Source organism: Cognatiyoonia sp. (genome assembly GCF_965661665.1).
GTDB lineage: Bacteria > Pseudomonadota > Alphaproteobacteria > Rhodobacterales > Rhodobacteraceae > Cognatiyoonia.
The window spans coordinates 93098-112291 of record NZ_CBFIEO010000010.1 but is presented as its reverse complement, the minus strand read 5'-3'; the positions used below and the strand labels follow the sequence as shown (position 1 = coordinate 112291).

The 19194-nt window shown below is 54.6% G+C and carries 22 protein-coding genes and 1 tRNA gene; 10 read left to right on the top strand and 13 right to left on the bottom strand.

What is annotated here, in order from left to right:
* The first annotated feature begins 538 nt into the window (after positions 1-538).
* Positions 539-982: a hypothetical protein gene (locus ACTF5F_RS08525; protein ID WP_438956448.1), complete on the top strand. Its 444-nt coding sequence runs from the start codon at positions 539-541 to the stop codon at positions 980-982.
* Positions 983-1455: 473 nt separating this feature from the next.
* Here the strand turns inward: ACTF5F_RS08525 and ACTF5F_RS08520 are convergent.
* A tRNA-Leu gene (locus ACTF5F_RS08520) sits at positions 1456-1540 on the bottom strand.
* A 154-nt stretch (positions 1541-1694) separates the two neighbouring features.
* Here ACTF5F_RS08520 and ACTF5F_RS08515 point away from each other — a divergent pair.
* From ACTF5F_RS08515 to dddP, 4 genes are all read left to right on the top strand, one after another.
* A complete protein-coding gene (locus ACTF5F_RS08515) occupies positions 1695-2096 on the top strand; it encodes a Hint domain-containing protein (protein WP_438956447.1) in 402 nt (133 codons plus the stop codon).
* Positions 2097-2428: 332 nt separating this feature from the next.
* Positions 2429-2767, top strand: a complete 339-nt coding sequence (locus tag ACTF5F_RS08510; RefSeq protein ID WP_438956446.1) for a P-II family nitrogen regulator — start codon at positions 2429-2431, stop codon at positions 2765-2767.
* Positions 2768-2799: 32 nt separating this feature from the next.
* Positions 2800-4206: a type I glutamate--ammonia ligase gene (gene glnA / locus ACTF5F_RS08505; protein ID WP_438956445.1), complete on the top strand. Its 1407-nt coding sequence runs from the start codon at positions 2800-2802 to the stop codon at positions 4204-4206.
* A 141-nt stretch (positions 4207-4347) separates the two neighbouring features.
* Entirely contained in the window at positions 4348-5694 is a 1347-nt protein-coding gene (dddP, locus tag ACTF5F_RS08500) for a dimethylsulfonioproprionate lyase DddP (protein WP_438956444.1), read from the top strand.
* A gap of 57 nt (positions 5695-5751) precedes the next feature.
* Here the strand turns inward: dddP and ACTF5F_RS08495 are convergent, their stop codons facing one another.
* The 3 genes from ACTF5F_RS08495 to ACTF5F_RS08485 all read right to left on the bottom strand — a co-directional run bounded on the left by ACTF5F_RS08495 (position 5752) and on the right by ACTF5F_RS08485 (position 7221).
* Positions 5752-6393 carry a biotin transporter BioY gene (locus ACTF5F_RS08495; protein ID WP_438956443.1) on the bottom strand — a complete coding sequence of 214 codons (642 nt, stop codon included), beginning with the start codon at positions 6391-6393 and terminating at the stop codon, positions 5752-5754.
* Positions 6394-6466: 73 nt separating this feature from the next.
* Positions 6467-6883, bottom strand: coding sequence for a DUF6314 family protein (locus ACTF5F_RS08490; protein ID WP_438956442.1), 417 nt, complete (start codon positions 6881-6883; stop codon positions 6467-6469).
* A gap of 5 nt (positions 6884-6888) precedes the next feature.
* The gene (locus tag ACTF5F_RS08485; protein WP_438956441.1) at positions 6889-7221 is read right to left on the bottom strand and encodes a hypothetical protein; all 333 of its coding nucleotides are present in this window, start codon (positions 7219-7221) and stop codon (positions 6889-6891) included.
* Between the two features lie 82 nt (positions 7222-7303).
* On the opposite strand from ACTF5F_RS08485, the gene purB reads away from it, so the two are divergent.
* Together purB and ACTF5F_RS08475 are read left to right on the top strand one after the other, a co-directional pair.
* Complete coding sequence (gene purB / locus ACTF5F_RS08480; RefSeq protein WP_438956440.1) at positions 7304-8605, top strand: adenylosuccinate lyase; 1302 nt, start codon at positions 7304-7306, stop codon at positions 8603-8605.
* 103 nt (positions 8606-8708) lie between these two features.
* Entirely contained in the window at positions 8709-9620 is a 912-nt protein-coding gene (locus ACTF5F_RS08475; RefSeq protein ID WP_438956439.1) for a lysophospholipid acyltransferase family protein, read from the top strand.
* Here the strand turns inward: ACTF5F_RS08475 and ACTF5F_RS08470 are convergent.
* From ACTF5F_RS08470 to yajC, 8 genes are all read right to left on the bottom strand, one after another.
* Positions 9597-10292, bottom strand: a complete 696-nt coding sequence (locus tag ACTF5F_RS08470) for a DUF1223 domain-containing protein (protein ID WP_438956438.1) — start codon at positions 10290-10292, stop codon at positions 9597-9599. The genes ACTF5F_RS08475 and ACTF5F_RS08470 overlap by 24 nt on opposite strands.
* A 146-nt stretch (positions 10293-10438) precedes the next feature.
* On the bottom strand, positions 10439-10987 hold the full coding sequence (locus tag ACTF5F_RS08465) for a DsbE family thiol:disulfide interchange protein (RefSeq protein ID WP_438956437.1): 549 nt from the start codon (positions 10985-10987) through the stop codon (positions 10439-10441).
* On the bottom strand, positions 10980-11120 hold the full coding sequence (gene ccmD, locus ACTF5F_RS08460) for a heme exporter protein CcmD (protein ID WP_438956436.1): 141 nt from the start codon (positions 11118-11120) through the stop codon (positions 10980-10982). Before ccmD ends, ACTF5F_RS08465 begins: the two co-directional genes overlap by 8 nt.
* Positions 11120-11848 (bottom strand): heme ABC transporter permease CcmC, encoded by a 729-nt coding sequence (gene ccmC / locus ACTF5F_RS08455; protein WP_438956435.1) that lies wholly within the window; start codon positions 11846-11848, stop codon positions 11120-11122. The genes ccmD and ccmC overlap by 1 nt, the downstream gene beginning before the upstream one ends.
* Before the next feature lie 55 nt (positions 11849-11903).
* Positions 11904-12257, bottom strand: coding sequence for an Mth938-like domain-containing protein (locus tag ACTF5F_RS08450; protein WP_438956434.1), 354 nt, complete (start codon positions 12255-12257; stop codon positions 11904-11906).
* A complete protein-coding gene (gene secF / locus ACTF5F_RS08445; RefSeq protein ID WP_438956433.1) occupies positions 12257-13225 on the bottom strand; it encodes a protein translocase subunit SecF in 969 nt (322 codons plus the stop codon). Before secF ends, ACTF5F_RS08450 begins: the two co-directional genes overlap by 1 nt.
* 1 nt (position 13226) lies before the next feature.
* On the bottom strand, positions 13227-14873 hold the full coding sequence (secD, locus tag ACTF5F_RS08440; RefSeq protein WP_438956432.1) for a protein translocase subunit SecD: 1647 nt from the start codon (positions 14871-14873) through the stop codon (positions 13227-13229).
* A gap of 21 nt (positions 14874-14894) precedes the next feature.
* Complete coding sequence (gene yajC / locus ACTF5F_RS08435; protein ID WP_438956431.1) at positions 14895-15176, bottom strand: preprotein translocase subunit YajC; 282 nt, start codon at positions 15174-15176, stop codon at positions 14895-14897.
* A 141-nt stretch (positions 15177-15317) separates the two neighbouring features.
* Here yajC and ACTF5F_RS08430 point away from each other — a divergent pair, with 141 nt between their 5' ends.
* From ACTF5F_RS08430 to ACTF5F_RS08420, 3 genes are all read left to right on the top strand, one after another.
* Positions 15318-15755, top strand: a complete 438-nt coding sequence (locus ACTF5F_RS08430) for a trypsin-like serine peptidase (RefSeq protein WP_438956430.1) — start codon at positions 15318-15320, stop codon at positions 15753-15755.
* A gap of 325 nt (positions 15756-16080) precedes the next feature.
* A complete protein-coding gene (serS, locus tag ACTF5F_RS08425; protein WP_438956429.1) occupies positions 16081-17373 on the top strand; it encodes a serine--tRNA ligase in 1293 nt (430 codons plus the stop codon).
* A 27-nt stretch (positions 17374-17400) separates the two neighbouring features.
* Positions 17401-17685, top strand: coding sequence for a hypothetical protein (locus ACTF5F_RS08420; RefSeq protein WP_438956428.1), 285 nt, complete (start codon positions 17401-17403; stop codon positions 17683-17685).
* Between the two features lie 51 nt (positions 17686-17736).
* On the opposite strand, the gene der is transcribed toward ACTF5F_RS08420, so the two are convergent.
* On the bottom strand, positions 17737-19191 hold the full coding sequence (gene der / locus ACTF5F_RS08415; protein WP_438956427.1) for a ribosome biogenesis GTPase Der: 1455 nt from the start codon (positions 19189-19191) through the stop codon (positions 17737-17739).
* Positions 19192-19194 lie beyond the last annotated feature (3 nt).

Genomic DNA, 19194 nt, shown 5'->3' with positions numbered 1-19194 from the left:
CGCGCTTCAAACCTTCGTTCAGCGTCTCGGTCACTTTCATCTGGAGCGTCCTCTCCCAAAAGACAATAGGCCGCCCCTTAGCGGCCCAGTCGGTGTATCAAAATCTGGCACCTTCTAGAGCGTGAAAACTAAGGACGCAAGGGATATGCGGCCGTTTTTCGGATTTTGAACTGGAATCCGCGACGACCCATGATTTGGTCAGTTTCGACAACAATCTTAAGGGGGATTGTGGTGCTGGCTGGCTTGCCGAGTATTCTGCAACCCTTTCCCATTCTAGTTCCGCTAAGCCTCACCCTGGGCCTGCTGCTGCCTGACCTCCTCATGACGCGGAGGGCATGAAATGACAGACATAAATTCTGACAAGATTAAGCGGATTGAAATCGATAGCTCTGCATAGGAAGCGCCTTATGCTCTTTTCTTTGCAAGAGAGCCGAACCACCCGATGGCGGCACGCCAAGTCTTGCCTCGTTTCTCACTAGTAAGAGAAAACAGTTTCGTGCACGGTAGGCCAAAATATGACTTATTGGGAATTTTAGATATGCTTAAACAACTCACGTATTTCATTGTATTTATGACTTCGCTCTTTGCTATTCATAACTACGCTTCCTCCGAAATAGGTTCTATGGCAGCAGGAGGTTCATATTTTGGGGGCTTGATACAAGGTTTCTTAGGTGGTTACGGAAACACCGTACCAGTTTTATTGGCACTAATTACCTCCGCCATAGGTATCATCAGGGCGCAATTGGGTAATTCGGGCGGAATTGGAGCCATGCTGTCAGGCAAGCTTCTGGGGGTAATTATTTTTATAGCGACATGGCTGTCAATATTCGCAAATGGTGTCCTAGGATACTTAAAACTTGATGCGGCAGGAGCAACTTATGTCCATTTACTAGGACCCGTTTATGTAGAAGGAATTATCTGCAGTCTCTTGATAGTAGGCTTTTTCATGTCTCCCAAAAACCAAGCGAACTCTGCGGAATGAAATAAAAAACTCGTGCATCATCTCTTTTGTAAGATTCAACTGGACGGTCACCGGCTACAGTTAGCAAAGCTCTAATGGCTACCATGCTAGACTTGTGATCCACCTGTCTTGTGGTGATGTATTCTTCAGCTATGGCAGCAAAGGTTACCTTGGTGGGGCGGACAGAACGTATAGCCTCCTCAATGCACACCTTAACCATTGTGTTTGATTGCCATGACTGTTTGAGCAGATGAGAAAGGTGATTAGCTAGAGTAAGTGCCTCTTCCTCACACTCAGACAGCCTAGCCCGAATAGATTGCCCGTATAACTGCTGATGTTGCTTCGGCACTCTCATCTGAAAGTAGTAGGTCCTCCCACGGATAACCGTATGAGGAATAGATGATTGTCATTTTGATGTATCCAGAATGTAAGCCATGAAGGTACTCCCTAAAGTTAAATTAGGCAGTCAAATCAGCTATTTATTAGGGGGATTGTGGTGCGGGTGGGGAGACTCGAACTCCCACACCTTGCGGCGCCAGAACCTAAATCTGGTGCGTCTACCAATTCCGCCACACCCGCACTCGCTCGGCACTACCGAGTCGCGCTTGAATAGCAAAGGAAAAAAAGCGAAGCGACCCCAAATCGTCACGAAATGCACCTGCTCACGGCATGGTTTTGCCTCATTTGGATTTCAATACTTAGCCAACACGGAACTGAATGAGTGTGTTGAGTGATGACGAAGTGTCTAGTCAAATCTGAAGTGAAAGTAACAGCTGGCGCGCAATGCCCTGCTGGTATTCTTGTTGGCAAAAAAGTCCTCACTCAGCGCGGAGCCGTTCCTGTCGAAAGTATCCAGGCTGGCGACAAAGTCATCACACGCGATGCTGGTTTGATTGCTGTCCCAGCTGTCAGAAAAACTTCGACTGACTTGACGCCCATCCAGATATTGGCAGGATCACTTGGTGCCACGCGGCCAGATTCCGACACAATCCTCCCTCCAAACACAAAGATCCACGTCCGGGATTGGCGCGCCGCCATCCTCCTCGGTACCCAAACTGTTGACATTCAGGCGACACGCGTCGTGGACGGTGAATTTGTCAAACTTGGCAAACGTCAATCCGTAAATGTCTACTAACTATGCTGTGCCTGCCAACACATTTTGTATGCTGACGGCATCGAGGTGCTTTCAGCGGAAGTCTAAACTCTTCCACCCTTCGAGAGAAATGCCGTCCCTCGGGGCGGCATTTCTCTTTGTAAATTCCCTGAATATGTGGTGATGCTCGTCACGCAACGCACGTCCTATTCTGTGCAAGTTTTCAATATGACTGTTTTTTGTGCATTTCGCACAAAAGGCAGGCAAACCACAACTTCCTCACGCACCGACCACCCCCTACAACAGCTACTGAATTGGCCTTCTGCCCCAAATTTGGTCTCAGAGACCGAAATGAACCTAGGGGAGTCGCCATCGTGAAGAAAATCGAAGCGATCATTAAGCCTTTCAAGCTAGATGAAGTCAAAGAAGCATTGCAAGACGTCGGTGTGCAGGGCCTGAGCGTATTAGAAGTCAAAGGCTTCGGCCGTCAGAAAGGCCACACAGAATTGTATCGCGGCGCGGAGTACGTTGTGGACTTTCTGCCAAAGGTCAAAATCGAGGTTGTGCTCGCCGACGATCAAGTCGACGCAGCCGTTCAAGCCATCATCGACGCAGCAAAGACGGACAAGATCGGCGACGGCAAGATTTTCGTCTCGCCCGTCGAACAAGCCATCCGCATCAGAACCGGTGAAACCGGCGAAGACGCAATCTAATCCAAACTATCTCTGTAAAAGGAATTCAAAGAATGGACAACAAAGCCCTTCTTAAGATGATCAAGGATGAAGAGGTCGATTACGTCGATATTCGCTTCACCGACCCACGCGGCAAGCTGCAGCACGTTACTGTTGTTGCGGACCTCGTTGACGAAGACTTCCTCGAAGAAGGTTTCATGTTCGACGGGTCGTCCATCGCTGGTTGGAAATCCATCGACGAGTCAGACATGAAGCTGATGCCAGATGCATCCAGCGCTTACCTTGACCCGTTCTTCGCAGAAAAGACGGTTTGTGTACATTGCTCTATCGTTGAGCCAGACACAGGCGAAGGCTACGACCGTGACCCGCGCGGCACCGCTGAGCGTGCAGAGGCTTACCTGAAGTCCTCCGGCATTGGTGACACAGCCTATTTCGGCCCAGAGGCTGAATTCTTTGTGTTCGACGACGTGCGCTATGCCGTTTCCATGAACAAAGTGTCTTTCCAAGTCGACGCAATCGACGGTGCTTGGAACACAGACACAGAATACGAAATGGGCAACATGGGTCACCGCCCTGGTGTCAAAGGCGGCTACTTCCCAGTGCCACCAACAGACGATGCGCAAGACATGCGTGGTGAAATGCTCTCCACCATGAAGCGCATGGGCATGAAAGTGGACAAGCACCACCACGAAGTAGCGTCTTGCCAGCACGAACTTGGCCTGATCTTCGGAACACTGACGCATCAAGCCGACGAGCTGCAGAAGTACAAGTACGTCATTCACAACACAGCACAGGCGTACGGCAAGTCCGCAACCTTCATGCCAAAGCCGATCGCAGGCGACAATGGCACAGGGATGCACGTGAACATGTCTGTCTGGAAGGACGGCAAGCCGCTTTTCGCTGGTGACAAATACGCTGATCTGTCTCAGGAAGCGCTGTACTTTATCGGCGGCATCCTGAAACACGCGAAAGCCCTGAACGCGATCACGAACCCATCCACAAACTCTTACAAGCGTTTGATCCCAGGGTTCGAAGCACCAGTTCTGCGCGCCTACTCTGCGCGTAACCGCTCTGGCTGCGTTCGTATCCCATGGGCTGAAAGCCCGAAGGCAAAGCGTGTTGAGGCGCGTTTCCCTGATCCATCCGCCAACCCATACCTGTGCTTCTCAGCACTGTTGATGGCTGGTCTGGACGGCATCAAGAACAAGATCGATCCAGGTGCGGCGTCTGACAAAGACCTCTACGATCTGCCACCAGAAGAACTGGCAGAGATCCCAACAGTCTGTGGCTCCCTGCGTGAAGCATTGGAAGCACTTGAAGCCGACCACGAATTCCTGCTCGAAGGCGGCGTCTTCACCAAAGACCAGCTTGAAGGCTACATGGAACTCAAGTGGGAAGAAGTCTACGAGTACGAACACTGCCCGCACCCAGTGGAATACAAGCTCTACTACAGCTGCTAATCAGCGCAATAATTCAGCAAAGAGGCGTCCATTTGGGCGCCTCTTTCGTTTTTTGGGCGCAAATGGACCCACCGCGCGTCGCAAATCGTCCAGACCATCTGCCCTGTCCTGACCAATCTGAAGACGATGGGAGGACATTCGATGAACCAGCACTATCGCGACACTCGCAAGATCGACCCCACCAAAGGGGCGCTGTTGGGTGATGGCACACCGAATGACCAAGACCGTATGGAAATTGGCCCAACACAGCTTGCCCTAAATGAATGGGACACTGCTGGCCTGGTCCTGCCTGACCTGCCATCGATGCGCACCTATCGTCACAAACGCCTTACCGATGCGGTGGTGGAGCGGGACTACGGCGGCATCCTGATGTTTGACCCGCTCAACATCCGCTACGCAACAGACAGCACCAACATGCAGTTGTGGAACACGCACAACGCCTTCCGCGCGTGCCTCGTCTGTGCTGACGGCTACATGGTTGTCTGGGACTACAAAAACGCGATGTTCCTCAGCACATTCAACGCCCTGGTGTCGGAACAGCGGTCGGGCGCCGACCTTTTTTACTTCGACCGCGGCGATCAGATCGACGTCGCAGCAGACAAATTCTCTGCCGAAGTCCGCGACCTGATCCGCGAGCATGGCGGCGGCAACCTGCGGCTGGGTGTCGACAAAGTCATGATCCACGGGCTGCGTGCATTGGAAGCGCAGGCCTTTGATGTAATCCCCGGCGAAGAACTGACCGAAAAAGCCCGCAGCATCAAAGGCCCCGACGAAATCCTTGCCATGCGGTGTGCCAGCCACGCCTGTGAAACCGCCTGCTATGAGATGGAACGCGCCGCCCGCGAAGGTGTCCCTCAAGGCAATATGTCAGAGGATGACATTTGGGCGGTCCTGCACGCGGAAAACATTCGGCGCGGCGGTGAATGGATCGAAACCCGCCTGCTCTCCTCCGGCCCGCGCACAAACCCGTGGTTCCAAGAATGCGGCCCCCGAATCGTGCAGAACAATGAAATCGTGGCCTTCGATACCGACCTCGTTGGCGCGTACGGGATCTGTGTCGATATCAGCCGTACATGGTGGATCGGCGACCGCAAGCCGCGCCAAGATATGATCGACGCGATGAACATTGGGATTGAGCACATCCAGCAAAACATGGACATGCTAAAACCCGGCGTCACCGTGCCGGAACTGATCGCCAACTGTCACAAGCTCCCCGACAATTGCCAAACGCTGAAATACGGCTGTATGATGCACGGCGTCGGGCTCTGTGATGAATGGCCGCTGGTGGCCTACCCTGACACAGCTGTGGACGGGGCTTTCGACTATGCGATTGAGCCCGGTATGACGCTTTGCGTGGAGGCTCTGGTCAGCCCCGACTGTGGCGACTTCTCTATCAAGCTCGAAGATCAGGTCGTCATCACTGAGGATGGTTACGAAAACCTCACAACCTACCCGTTTGATCCGCGTCTGACAGGCGAGTTCTCCTGAGCCAAAAGAAAAGGCGCGGTTAACAACCGCGCCTTTCTTATTCGAATGTCTTGTGGGTTAGCTGCGAGCGTTGCCGACCAACTTCCAGATCACTGGGAATGCAATGACTGCGACAACCAGTTTGAGCGCATCCACCCAGATAAACGTCTTCACGCCATAGGCGTACCAATTTTCCCAACCGTAGCCTACAAATGGATCGCCACCGGTCAAGCTTGCCAATGGTGCGAACGGGGAGGACAGCCAAACAACGCCCGGTATGTAAACGCACAGAATACCAATCGCCATCGCGCCCGCCATTGAACTTGGGTTACGGTCCCAACCAGATTTCGCGAGCAAACCTACAACGTATGCAGCAATCATAAAGCCAAGGATGTATCCACCTGTTGGCCCAAGGATATATGCAAGACCAATACCCTTTTCAGGTGTGCCAGCAAACACAGGGAAACCTTGAAGGCCCATAAAGACGTAACCTGCCACGGTCGCCAATCCCAACCGAGGGCCATACGCCGCGCCGATCACCATAATGAACAGCATTTGAAGGGTCACAGGAACCGGCACAGTCGCAATTTGCACTTTAGCTGAAATCCAAAGCGCAGCGATCCCGCCTACGAAAAGCGCGAACTGTTTTAGAAGGCGTTCGCTGCCCTCATTCGCGCCGAATGCTTCGGTCAATACTCTTTGATTCATCGTAAGGGCCATGTACCCCTCCACTTCGCTATGGTTTTGCGCTTTCTGCACGAGCGAAGTGAAAGGTGCAAGACTGTTGGCGCAATCAAGCGGGCTGATATCGCGTGACAGAGGTGTAATCCTTACGCGGTCCCGTCACCGTCCAAGTCGCAACCCAATTGGGCCAAGCTGCGAAATCGTAAGTGACGGTATAGAGATCCTCCCCGCACGGGTGGTCGCTGCCTTCGCTAACCCCATCTGGCAGGAAATTATGAAAGTCACGTCCGTCGTCAAAAAAGACGTCAACGCGATCGGCGGCAAACTCCCAAAGATACGACCGCTCCGCGGTCATTGATGGGCCATGTCCGAGCTGGAGCGTCCCCGTCTCTGTATAACTGAGCTTCGCCTCAGCGACCTCTACAAACACCGCAGTCCCGACGAACTGCCCGCATGGACCTGCCGTGCGATCCTCGATCTGGCGGGTGAGCGTCCAATGGCCCGCAAAGTCAGCGCTTTTCAACATTACTTCTAAAACACACCTTCGCTAACGCTGCCAGTGCCGGAGGTGAACCGCACCCGATCCCCCATCATAGCAAAGTCGTAGCACACCCATTGCTCCGCTGGTGGCCAATTGCTGCAATACTGACCGCCCCGCGCTTCCCAAAGGCCGTCGCTGGAGCGTTCGGTGACGTATTGCGTGCGCCCATCGGCCCCGAAGTATTGGAATGTCAGTGCATCGAATGTGACCCGGCGATCGGCCACGGAAGCGATGATTTCTGCATCGTCGGTCAACGTCACCCACTCTTGCGCAAAACCCCACGTCGGAACGCCTGCGAATACCACCAACATCACACGAAACATCGCGTCCTCCTCTTGAGCCTTTCCCTGCCCCCCTTTATGACGCAGCCAACGCTGCTGCCCAATCACAAAAAGGCTATTTCCGATGATCCCTCGCTACTCTCGCCCAGAAATGACTGCCATCTGGGAGCCTGCCACGAAGTTCCAGATTTGGTATGAGATTGAGGCCCATGCCTGTGATGCAATGGCGGAGCTTGGCGTCATACCAAAGGAAAATGCAGAAGCAGTTTGGAAAGCCAAAGACGTCGAATTTGATGTGGCTCGCATTGATGAAATCGAAGCCGTGACCAAGCACGACGTCATCGCGTTCCTGACCCATCTGGCCGAAATCGTCGGCAACGATGAAGCGCGTTTTGTCCACCAAGGCATGACCTCTTCCGACGTTTTAGACACGACGCTCAACGTGCAACTGGTGCGCGCTGCAGACATCTTGATCGCTGACATGGATCGCCTCCTCACCGCCCTGAAAGCCCGCGCGATGGAGCACAAAGACACGGTTCGCATCGGCCGGAGCCACGGCATCCACGCAGAACCCACCACTATGGGCCTGACCTTCGCCCGCTTCTATGCCGAAATGGATCGTGGCCGCACACGTCTTGTCAACGCGCGTGCAGAGATTGCGACCGGTGCCATCTCCGGCGCGGTCGGCACCTTCGCCAATATCGACCCACGGGTAGAAGAACATGTTTGCGCAAAACTTGGACTGGAACCAGAACCTATCAGCACCCAAGTCATCCCGCGCGACCGTCACGCGATGTTCTTTGCGACACTCGGGGTGATCGTCTCCTCCATGGAAAACATCGCGACCGAAATTCGTCACATGCAGCGGACGGAAGTGCTGGAAGCCGAGGAGTTCTTCTCCAAAGGGCAAAAAGGCTCCTCCGCGATGCCGCATAAGCGCAATCCTGTACTGACAGAAAATCTGACCGGCCTTGCGCGTCTGGTGCGTATGTCGGTGGTGCCCGCGATGGAGAACGTCACACTTTGGCACGAGCGTGACATCAGCCACTCATCCGTCGAACGCGCGATTGCGCCTGACACGACGGTAACACTCGACTTCGCCCTGAACCGCCTGGCCGGTGTCATTGAACAGCTGGTGATCTATCCAGACAATATGATTGCCAACATGAACAAGTTCCGCGGCTTGGTGATGTCACAGCGCGTTTTGCTGGCGCTGACACAAGCCGGTGTCAGTCGCGAGGACAGCTACAAATTAGTCCAGCGCAATGCGATGAAGGTTTGGGAACAAGACGCGGATTTCCAGACAGAGTTGTTGGCCGATGATGACGTCCGTGCGGCACTGACCGAGGACGAAATCCGCGAAAAATTCGACCTTGGCTATCACACAAAGCACGTCGACACGATCTTCAAGCGGGTCTTCGGCTAGAATAATGGCGTCAGTATCCAGCAGAGCCCCTCTGCTACCAGCTGATGGGTATGTGGTCTTTGAACCATGTCAATGTCGCAAAATCTGAGTTCTAACGAGACGCATGACCCAAGATAACCCGCCTTCTGGAAAGACACTCGACTGGCTGGCCGATCGCGCTTTGAGGGCCATGTTTGGTGGTGTGATGAAGCTGCCATACAAGCAGCGAGTACCCGCGATGGGGGCGGCGGTGACAAAGGCCATTGGTCCGCTTGGTGGATATAAGAAGCGGGCGCTTAAGAACCTAGCGATGGTTTATCCAGAAATGGAAGAAGCCGAGCGTGACCGAATTGCAGACGGAGTTTGCGACAATTTTGGCCGAACACTGATCGAAAATTATTCGTACGAAGACTTCGCTCATCATCTACAAGACACACAGCCCATTGGGCCCGGTTTGGCCGCACTGGAGCAAGCAGTTGCCGACAAGCAACCTGTTATTTTCGTGACCGGACACTTCGGCAATCATGAAGCACCGCGGCAAGTTTTGGTGCGGATGGGTTATGACGTGGGTGGTCTATATCGGCCGATGGCAAACGCTTATTTCGACGATCACTACGCCAAAACGATGACCAACTGGGGCGGCCCTGTTTTTCCTCAAGGCAGGAAAGGCACAATGGCCTTTGCGCGCCATATCGGTCGCGGTGGCCTTGGGACGCTCCTGTTTGATGTAAACAACGACCGGGGTCACCCGATCCCATTTTTAGGCAAGCCAGCTTTGACCGCACTTTCTGCGGCCGAGATTGCCCTTAAGATGAACGCCATCATGATCCCTTACTTCGGCATTCGCCAAGCAGATGGCCTAAATTTCGATGTCGAGGTTGAGGAACCCATCGCCCACAGCAATCCCGAAACCATGACAGCTGAGGCGACACAACGACTGGAAGCGCAAATCAAACGCCAACCAGAGCAATGGTTTTGGATTCACCGGCGGTGGAAAAACAAAGCTGGGAAGCTATCGGAGCTGGGCAGCTCCTAAGATAGGACCATCGGTGCCATCTTGAATGATGACCGCCACAGGGTCCGCGCCTGTCAATTGCGCTTCCATCACTAAAGACTGGTTTGTGTTCCAGCCACCAACATTTTGCCAAGACGTGACGACGTTGGCATAAACAATCGTCCGGCCTGCGTTCTCACCCCGATGGATGTCGCGCATGACTTTCGGCGTGTAGCGCACAATCTGAACAACCGCATTGCCACGAAAATTTCCGACCCTTTGCGCTTCGATACGCAGCGCGTTGCCATCGCGGGTGAGCGTCACGTTCACGTCATCCGAACGGGCCGCATGAGCCATGATCTGATCCATCACATCCATAGGACGCGAACCGATGATGTGATCCCTGCCATCAAAGATCATCTGAGGTGTGTAAACGGTGCGTGATCCTTTGGCCCGCGCGAAGGCCCGCTGACGGGCGGTATAGGCCGGATCAGCAAGGTCATCGACCCAGCCAATATAGTCCCAATAATCCACATGCAGCGCCAAGGCGATCACATTGTCCCGCTTTGCAAGGTCTTCCAACATCGCATCTGCTGGCGGACAGCTTGAACAGCCCTGCGACGTGTAAAGCTCAACCACAGTCGCATTCTGCGCCTGTGCCGACCCAATGAAGGGCGTGATCGCAAGGGTCAAAGCTGCCAACAACTTGTGCATATTCAGTTCGATTCTGTCTGGCTGGACACAGTCGTACTCGCTTCGGTTTGAAATGACCAATCAACGAATTGCGAGCCGGAGTGACCGGATGTTTCACTTGATTAATTTCTAAAAAGTGAAGCCTTCGGACGCGAAAAAACGACCACCTAAGACCCCGTTTGAACCAAAGCATCCTCTAGCATCGGCATAAATCGCTGCTCAAAGTCATCGCCAACCAACGGACCGATAAATCGGAATAAAACGATCCCATCTGGTCCGATGATGAAGGTTTCGGGCGGGGCGGCAACGCCCCAATCAAGTGCCACGCGACCTCTATGATCAAAACCGGTGGCGAAGAAGGGGTTTCCATACTCTTTCAGATAAGCAGCGGCTTGATCCGCCGTGTCGCGAAAATTCAATCCAGCGATGCGATAGCCTTCTTGGTTCAGGCGTAACAACGTTGGATGCTCCGCTCGGCACGGCGGGCACCAACTGGCCCAGAAGTTCAGGATGGTCACTTCGCCCGTGGTGAAGTCGTCCATGACCAAAAGGTCCGTGTCTGGCACCACTTCTTCAGTAAGCGCGGGGGCCACATGCCCAATCATGGTGGATGGCACCTCCCCCGGTGCCTCCCGAAACATGCCCGCAAGGAAGAGCCCCGCAAAACCTGCGAAAATCACCACGGGAATGAGCATGAGCAGTGGTGGCTTAGTCATTTTCAAGCTCCTGAAGGCGGCGCTTGGCCGCGCGGGATCGCGCGATGCTCACGACCAAAAGCGCCAAAACCAGTCCAATGGTTATGCCGTACGACAGAAGCACTTCAGCAGCGTGTTTCCCAAGATCTGGCATCAGGCCGCCCTCGCCCGCAGTTCAAGCGTTCGGATCCGGCGCAAACGGATCTCTGTCCGAGTGCGCAGCAACACCAGCGCGATTGTCAGCAAGACGAACCCAACAATGCACAACACCAGCGGTTGCCAGAAAATATCAGATACGTTTTCTTCGGCATCGAGGCTGAGCGATGCCCCTTGATGCAAGCCTTGGTTCCAGAACAGAACCGCGTAACGCGACATCAGTGCGAAGACGGACCCGACGATGCAGAGCCATGATGTGAGGTCAGCCGCCGTATCAGCATCCTCAGTTGCCACCCAAAGTGCGATGTAGCCGAGGTAGAACAAAAACAGGATCAGGAACGAGGTCAGCCGCGGGTCCCACGCCCAATACGTGCCCCACATCGGTTGCCCCCAAATCGCACCGGTGGCCAATCCGATCACCGTCATGATTACGCCAATCGGGGCCGCAGCCCTTGCCGCAAGCGCAGAGACGTGATGCCGCCGGACCAGCCAAATCAAAGAAGCCACAAGCATCATGATCCAAGCGTTGATCGCAATGAACGCCGCCGGTACATGAATGTAGATAATCTTTACGGTCGAACCGAACCGTACCGCATCAGGCGTAAAGAAATACCCCCAAATGATCCCTGGGATCAGCGTGATCGCAGCAAGACCAAACGCCCACGACATAACGGGGGCCGTCCACCCCATGAAACGTCTCGGATTGGCGAGTTCCCAGTACGACATGCAGTATTCCTATCCTGCGTCTGATGTGGCCTCAATACCCAAAGAAACGGGGCAACTAAACAGGTAACAGCGCAAGTGCGACACGACGCCCTTCGCTCAAAAGGACGTTGTAGGTGCGACAAGCAGCTGGTGACGACATTGGTTCCACCCCAACGCCAGACGCCTCAACAAGTGTTCGAAAGTCATTTGGCAGATGCGCGATTTCCGCACCCGTGCCAACAAAGATGACATCAACGGAGGAGGCCCGCGCGATCAGTGTCTCAGTATCTTCAAAGCCACCCCAGCCCATCACCCCATCCGGGAACACAGCCGTCGCGCCCTCAAACACTTTGCCGCCGATCCGAAAGAAGCCCGGTCCGTAGCCATCCACAGGCTGGGCGTCGGTATATTGAACCTCATTCAGCCGCATCAGGCGTCAATGTTCCCAAACTGGTTACCCAAGTTCTGCGCTTGCTTTGACCAGTCGCGCTTCACGCCCAGTACCAGCAAGATCGCCGTCGCAACAAAGATCGAGGAATAAGTGCCGATCACCACGCCCCACATCATCGCAAAGACAAACCCACGGATCACGTCACCGCCCAAAATGAACAGCGACAAGAGCGCCAACATGGTTGTGACCGATGTCATCAATGTCCGCGACAGCGTTTCATTGATGGAGATATTGAGCACTTCCTTGAGCGGTTTTTTCTTATACTTGCGCAGGTTTTCCCGCACGCGGTCAAACACGATCACCGTGTCGTTGATCGAATAGCCCACGATGGTCAGGATCGCAGCGATGATCGCCAGATCGAATTTGATTTGGAGTTCGGAGAAGATGCCAACCGTGAGCAACACGTCGTGCACCAATGCCAAGACTGCACCCAGCGCAAACTGCCACTCAAACCGCAGCCAGATATAGAACAGGATCGCCGCAACAGCCATCGCAACCGCAATGAAGGCTGTCTTGATGAGCTCACCTGACACTTTCGGACCGACAGACTCAACAGCGGTGAATGTGATTGTGGACTCCAGCGCTTGCAGCGCCTCTTGCACCTGACCGATGGTCTCGTTGGTGACGCTCTCCTCCCCCTCTTGGGCTTGGATGCGGATCATCGCGACGTTTTGGTTGTCGTCAAAACTTGGGTCGAATACCTCTGTGATCGACACATCGCCCAAATCAAGCGGTTCAATCGCCCCACGATAGGCCCCGACATCAATCGGTGCTTCGGATTGGGTTCGGATGCTTGTGCCACCTTGGAAGTCGATGCCGAAGTTCAATCCTTGGATCAGGTAGGACGCCAATGCGGCGACCATCAGCACAGCGGAAATACCCAACCAGAGTCGGGCCCGCTTGAAAAAGTCGATGTTTGTGCCTTGTTTGACCAGTCTCAGTCGCATCTTACACCTCAATCGTCTTAGGACGGCGGCGCGCGAACCAGATCGCAATCAGCGCACGTGTGACAAAAATCGCCGTGAAGACCGACGTCATGATCCCCAAGCCCAGCGTGATCGCAAACCCGCGCACGGGGCCAGAGCCCATCACAAACAAGATGGTCGCGGTGATAAACGTAGTGACGTTCGCATCGAGGATGGAGGAGAGGGCCTTCTGATAGCCAAGCTCAATCGCCCGTGCAGGGCCCTTCGCCGTCTTCAACTCTTCGCGGATCCGCTCAAACACAATCACGTTGGCGTCCACAGCCATACCAATCGTCAAAACGATCCCGGCAATACCGGGCAAAGTAAGTGTCGCCCCGATCAAGGACAGCAGTCCAAAGATCAAACCGACGTTGATGATCAAAGCCGCGTTGGCGAAGACGCCAAAGAGGCCATAGCTCAGAAACATATAGACAAGGACTGCAATGCCCGCGACGATACAGGCGATCTTACCTGCGTCGATGCTATCCTGGCCCAATTCAGGGCCAATTGTCCGCTCTTCAAGGAACTCAAGCTCCGCTGGCAACGCCCCTGCCCGCAACAGCACGGCGAGGTTTGTGGACTCTTCAATCGTGAAGTTACCCGTGATGATACCGGAACCACCGGTGATCGGTTCATTGATCCGCGGGGCGGAGATGACTTCACCGTCCAGTACGATGGCAAAAAGCGATCCCGCATTCTCAGTCGTATGAACACCGAATTTCTTGGCACCACTTGGATTGAAGCGAAAACCAACGGCAGGCTGACCATTCTGATCGAACTCTGGCCGCGCGTCGTTCAGTTCCTCGCCCGTCACAACAGGGTTGCGCTCTAGGACATAAAAAATCGATGGCTCGATCCCGTCCTCTGTTACTTCTGGCAGAATTTCATTGCCCGCACCTGCGATCCCGTCAGCATCACCCACAACGGATACAACAGGCTGGAATGTCAGCTGCGCGGTTGTCCCGATGATGTCTTTCACTTCCTGAGCAGACCCAACACCCGGAACCTGCACCAAAATGCGGTCAGCTCCTTGGCGCTGGATTGTGGGCTCCCGCGTGCCAACTTCGTCAATGCGGCGGCGGATAATCTCCAACGATTGCTGCATCGTCCGCTCGTTGATGTTGGCCTTCTCAGCCTCAGAGAGCTGTACCGTGATCGCGTTCGTGCCGCGTGTCACTTCAATATCGCTTGCCCCAACCCCCGTCAGGGACTGAACTGGCCGCGCCAATCCGCGGACAATCTCGTACGCGCGATCAATGCCTTTTGTTTCTTGGAATTGGATGCGAATGGTTCCAACAGGCGCATCGGCACTTTGACGGAACGGGCCAATGGTCGCCATCTCTGCCGACAAGGCGCGGCGCACTTCCGGCCACAATGCCTCAACCAAGGAAATCTGAGCATCCTCGACCTTCACCTCGGCCAACAAATGCGCACCTCCGCGCAAATCCAACCCAAGGTTCACAAGGCCGGACGGCATGAACGACGGCCATCCGGTCGCCTCGTCTCCCAAAGCGACAGCATCATTGTACCGCTCAACCTGCGTATAAAATCCGTTCGGCAAAGCAAGGAAAAGGCCGACCACAACGGTCAGCCAAATCATCACCTGCTTGGTGGCGGAGATATGAAGCATCTAAAGCCCCTCGGCTTGGGTTTATTTTGCAGGCTCTGTCTTGTTCTCGACATCCGCAATCGTGGACTGAACCACGCGGATCACAACGCCAGAAGCAATCTCCACCTCGACCTCGTTCTCGCCTTCTTTAACCTTGGTGATCTTACCTTTCAAACCACCCTGCGTGATAATACGGTCTCCACGACGCACCGCCGCAACCATGGCCTGATGTTCCTTCATTTTCTTTTGCTGAGGACGGATCAGGAAGAAGTACATGATCGCGAAAATCAGAATGAGAGGAATGATCGATTCAATGCCTTGCATTTTGGCCCCTTACGTTGGTTTCGGCAGGACATCAGCCCCAGCCCAGCAGTCGCGCGACACTAAGATTGCCACGCCTGAATAGCAATGTCGCAGCTGCGTTTTTTGCTATTCTCTTTTGTCTTTGGATGCATATGGTTGCTTATGCTCAAAGCGTCAATCTTCACATCGCTAATTCTTCTCGCCACATCCGCTCAGGCGCAAAGTTGGAAGATGCTGGCGGAGGAAGAACAGGCGCCTTTGGCGGCAATTGGCAAGCTGATCAAAGGGCAGTTGCAAAGCGACAAATTTTGTACAACCACACTGATCGCTGCCGATCTGATCTTGACCGCCGGACACTGTATCGCCGCCGCACGCAACGACATGCCCAGCCAATTACGCCGCTACACCTTCTTGGCAGGCTGGGACGATGACAAGGCGTCGAGAAGCAGTTCGATTGCCGAAATCATCTTGTCAGAGAATTACGATCCCACGAAGTTAAGCCAAGTTGGTTATCTGAGCCACTATTGGGCTTTGGTTCGACTGACCGACCCCATTACGGATGTTCAGCCGTTGCCTGTAGTGGGTGTGCCCAGACCGTAGGAGCCGGTCTATTTCCTCAACTATAGTAGCCTCAACTCACAAGCTCCATTGTTCACTAGTGGTTGTGACCACTACGTGCTTGATGCTGGACCGCTGCACATCAACTGTCCCGTGCGCGGCGGAAACTCTGGCGCAGCGGTGTTGGTCGACACGCCCGAAGGCCCCCAGATCGTGGGCAAGATTTCTTCGAAGGCCGAAAACACCGCCATATTGGTCATCCCAGACAAGAACTGCTCGCCCTGCTGGAAGAGCGCTTGTAAAAAACGCTCTTCATTTCGCTTTGTCTTTTCGGCATATGGTCACTCACCATTGAAGGAGAAGACCGATGCATGACATTCGCGCCATTCGTGAAAACCCAGCCGCCTTCGACGCTGCTTTGGCACGTCGCGGGATTTCTGCATCCTCCTCCGAGATCTTGGACATTGACGGCAAGCGCCGTGCGGCTATCCAAGCCGCGGAAGCCGCTCAGGCCGAGGCAAACAACGCCGCCAAAGAAGTGGGCGCCGCCAAGGGCCGTGGCGACGAGGCCGAATTTGAACGTCTCCGCGCGCTCGTGGCCGAGAAGAAGTCTGAGATCGCTAACCTGGGCGACAAGGCAAAGGAGCTGGATGAGAAATTAAACACCATCCTCATGAGCATCCCCAACCTCCCCTACGCCGATGTACCAGACGGTGAAGATGAAGACGACAACGTCGAAATCCACCGTGACGGCAACCCCCGCAATTTCGACTTTGATCCCGTGGAGCATTACGAAATCCCCGCCGTGCAAGACGGAATGGATTTTGAAACCGCGGCAAAGCTCTCTGGCAGCCGGTTTGTTCTGCTCTCCGGTGCTATTGCGCGGCTGCACCGCGCCCTCGCCCAATTCATGATCGACACCCATGTGGAAGAAAATGATCTAGCAGAAACCATCACTCCCGTCCTCGTGCGAGAAGAGATGATGTATGGCACAGGCCAGCTGCCCAAGTTTGGCGAAGACAGCTACCAAACCACAAACGGTTGGTGGCTGATCCCAACGGCGGAGGTCACACTCACCAATATCGTCAATGGCATGACGGTTGAGGAAAGCTACCTGCCCCGCCGCTACGTTGCGCACACGCTCTGCTTCCGGTCAGAGGCTGGCAGCGCAGGTCGCGACACATCCGGCATGTTGCGTCAGCACCAGTTCGAAAAGGTGGAGATGGTGACAGTATGCCATCCCGACCAATCAGAGGCCGAACACCAACGCATGACCAAATGCGCCGAAGGCATTCTTGAACGGCTCGAGCTACCCTATCGCACGGTCGTGCTCTGCACAGGTGACATGGGCGCTGGCGCACGCCGCACCCACGACATCGAAGTGTGGTTGCCCGGCCAGAATACGTACCGTGAGATTTCGTCCGTCTCCACCTGCGGCGACTATCAGGCCCGCCGCATGAACGCGCGGTTCAAGCCATCCGAGGGCGGCAAGCCAGAGTTTTTGCATACGTTGAATGGCTCAGGTTTGGCCGTTGGGCGCACGCTCATTGCGGTGTTGGAGAATGGCCAGCAATCCAACGGCTCTGTCGAGTTGCCTGAAGCGTTGCACCCCTATTTGCGCGGCAAGACGCGAATCACCGCCGATGGGCATCTTTGTTAGATCCGTTATGGAACCAAATCACGGCTGGTGCGTATCAAGCATTTGACCAAGATTTATGCCTACATCACACTGGCCGTGACCTTCACTTTTACAATTACTGCTGCCGTAACCTCCCCCTTTATGGGCATTAGCGAGGATCCACTGCCGAATTCCCAAATCCATCCGCCGATCCAACCCGTCGGATATGCGTTTTCGATTTGGGGCCTGATTTATGGATGGCTGGTTGTCTCAGCTATCTTCGGTGCTTGGAAACGCGTAGGCGATCCCGATAGAGATAAGGCTCGCAAGACTTTCTCTACCGTCGGTCGCTGACGTAAAATGAAAGAGCCCGGACGTCCCCGGCTCTTTTCATTTGGCATCGGATCAATCGCCGCGATTTGGCTTCAGGTGCTTTGACAGCTTGGACGGCTGAGACTTCTTGCGACCTTTGTAAGGGTTCTTGTCCCCCTGATCGCGCAAGGTCAGGCGAATGGGCGTGCCCGGCATGTCAAAGTCTTCCCGTAACCCGTTGACAAGATAACGTGAATAGCTTGCCGGAACCTGATCTGGGAAGGACGTCATCACGACAAACGCAGGCGGGCGCGTCTTAACCTGCGTCATGTACCGCATCTTGATCCGCCGACCTCCCGGTGCGGGCGGTGGGTGTTGCTCCAACATCCCTGTCAGCCAACGATTGAGCTGCGCCGTGGTGACACGACGGTTCCAAACCTCATGTGCCCGCATGATCGCCTCATGCAAACGGTCCATGCCTTTGCCGGTCTTAGCAGACACAGTGACCATTTGCGCACCCTTCAACTGCGGCAAAAGCCGTGCAAAATCATCCCGCAACTCTTTGATCTTAAACTGCTTTTCGGTCTCAATGTCCCACTTATTGACGGCCACAACCACGGCGCGGCCCTCCCGTTCCGCCAAATCAGCGATCCGCAGGTCTTGCTGCTCGAATGGGATTTCCACGTCGAGCAAGACCACAACCACCTCAGCAAACTTCACAGCCCGCAGGCCATCGGAGACAGAGAGCTTTTCCAGCTTCTCCTGAACCTTCGCCTTCTTCCGCATGCCTGCCGTGTCAAAGATGCGCGTCGACACATCGTTCCACATCGTCTGGACAGAGATGGCATCGCGTGTGATCCCAGCCTCCGGCCCTGTCAAAAGACGCTCTTCACCAATGATTTGATTAATCAGCGTCGATTTACCTGCGTTCGGACGCCCCACAACGGCGATTTGAAGGGGCTTATCAATAGTCGGCGTTCTGGGCGCATCTGGGTCTTCATCAGAGACTGCAACATCTACCTCCGGCGCATCCTTCGCCGCCCGCTCCATCTGCGCCTCATAGATTGGGCGCAAAACATTCAACAGCTCGCCCATCCCTTCACCATGTTCGGCGGACATACGGATTGGCTCGCCCAAGCCCAATGAGAACGCTTCAAGGATGGTCGCATCAGCCGCCGTGCCCTCACCCTTATTGGCGGCAAGGATCACATTGGCGTTCTTGCGGCGCAGGATGTCGGCAAACACTTCATCAGCTGGCAATACGCCTTGACGGGCGTCAATCATAAAGAGACAGACGTCGGCCATCTCGACCGCGCGCTCTGTCAGCCGCCGCATCCGCCCCTGCAGGCTGTCGTCGGTCGCGTCCTCAAGTCCAGCGCTATCGATGACAGTAAATCGTAATTCGCCCAGCCGCGCGGCACCTTCGCGCAGGTCCCGCGTCACACCCGGTTGGTCATCGACCAAAGCCAACTTCTTGCCGACCAGACGGTTGAACAAGGTTGATTTGCCAACATTGGGACGGCCCACAATGGCCAAAGTGAAAGTCATGTC